This is a genomic window from Brevibacillus sp. NRRL NRS-603 (assembly GCF_003013445.1).
Taxonomy (GTDB): Bacteria; Bacillota; Bacilli; order Brevibacillales; family Brevibacillaceae; genus Brevibacillus; species Brevibacillus formosus.
Map to the genome: position 1 here is coordinate 1 of NZ_PXZN01000072.1, position 1,214 is coordinate 1,214.

The window sequence follows — 1,214 nt, forward strand, 5'->3', positions numbered from 1 at the left end:
ATAGTAAGATGTAAGTCGTTTTTTTATTATATAAAATATATTTTATTGTTCGGATTGACTTTATAAAGTTTTATTATTCTACTTGTCAAATTTCGTTGACACCGCTATCATTTCAGATTACTTTTATTGTATTAGACTGTTTGTAAAAGATTATTGCGAAATTCGTAAAAAAATGATGGAGGTTCCCAGAAAATCGTATTTATGAAAAAGCTGGACCATGTCGACAGACAGATTCTGCAAATCCTCCATGAAGATGGGCGCATCCCATATACAGAAATCGCCCATCAACTAGGCGTGAGCGAAGGAACAATTCGATCGCGCATCACTCGTCTTTTGCAAGACGGAGTCTTTCAATTCGTAATACAACCCGATCCAGAGAAATTAGGATTACATGTGCAGGCTATCATCGGGTTAACCACAAAGCTAGGTTTGCAGAAAGAAGTGGCAGAAAAATTAAGCAAATTCTCTGCAGTACGCTTTGTAGGCGCTTATAGCGGTAAGCACGACTTGATCATCCAAGCGTGTTTCCATAGTAATGATGAGCTGATCACCTTTGTCAACGAACGACTCTCTCAAATTGAAGGAATTGCCGCTGCGGATGTTTCACTAGAACTGAAGCAGTACAAAGACACCTTCTCTTTCGTTCAAGACGACGAGGTGACCCTGCAATGAAAGGGGTTGATGCCTTCCAGCCGAAGTCAAGCAGCTTCGTGTAGTTTTCATTTTTTTTCGTCCTTTATTTTCAGAAAAAAGACAAAAAAGAAAAACGTACTGGGGGTTATTGCGTTGAAAAAGAATGTGTTTGCACTGGTGAGCTCGATTGCTGTATTAGGAACCGCCCTGGCAGGGTGCGGTGGAGGTCAACCAGCTGCCGCTCCACCGGCAGGAGGAACAACTCCAGCACCTTCACAGCCTGCAACACCAGCTGCTGAGAAGAAGCCACAAGTTTTAAAGATGAACCTTCATTCCGAGCCACCTACAGCTGATCCAGGGCTCGCAGAGGACACGACTTCAGGAGCGATTATCTTGGCAACCTTTGACGGCTTGACCCGCATTGGTACCGACGATAAGCCACATGAAGCTGCCGCTGAGAGCTACACCGTCTCTGATGATAAGCTAACCTACACATTTAAAATCAGAGATGCGAAATGGAGCAATGGTGACCCAGTAACAGCACATGACTTTGAGTATGCTTGGAAGCGTGCTCTCGATCC

At 43.7% G+C, this 1,214-nt stretch carries 2 protein-coding genes; both read left to right on the plus strand.

Annotated elements, in window-relative coordinates; all coding sequences use genetic code 11:
• The first annotated feature begins 201 nt into the window (after window positions 1-201).
• Window positions 202-672, plus strand: coding sequence for an Lrp/AsnC family transcriptional regulator (locus tag C7R94_RS27810; RefSeq protein ID WP_012686077.1), 471 nt, complete (start codon window positions 202-204; stop codon window positions 670-672).
• Window positions 673-786: 114 nt separating this feature from the next.
• Window positions 787-1,214 (plus strand): ABC transporter substrate-binding protein (locus C7R94_RS27815; protein WP_233220690.1); only part of this gene is annotated, 428 nt, incomplete at its 3' end.

Excerpts from the sequence above, each read along its gene's own strand:
- C7R94_RS27810 (WP_012686077.1), top strand. The coding sequence starts at position 202 with ATGAAAAAGCTGGACCATGTCGACAGACAGATTCTGCAAATCCTCCAT.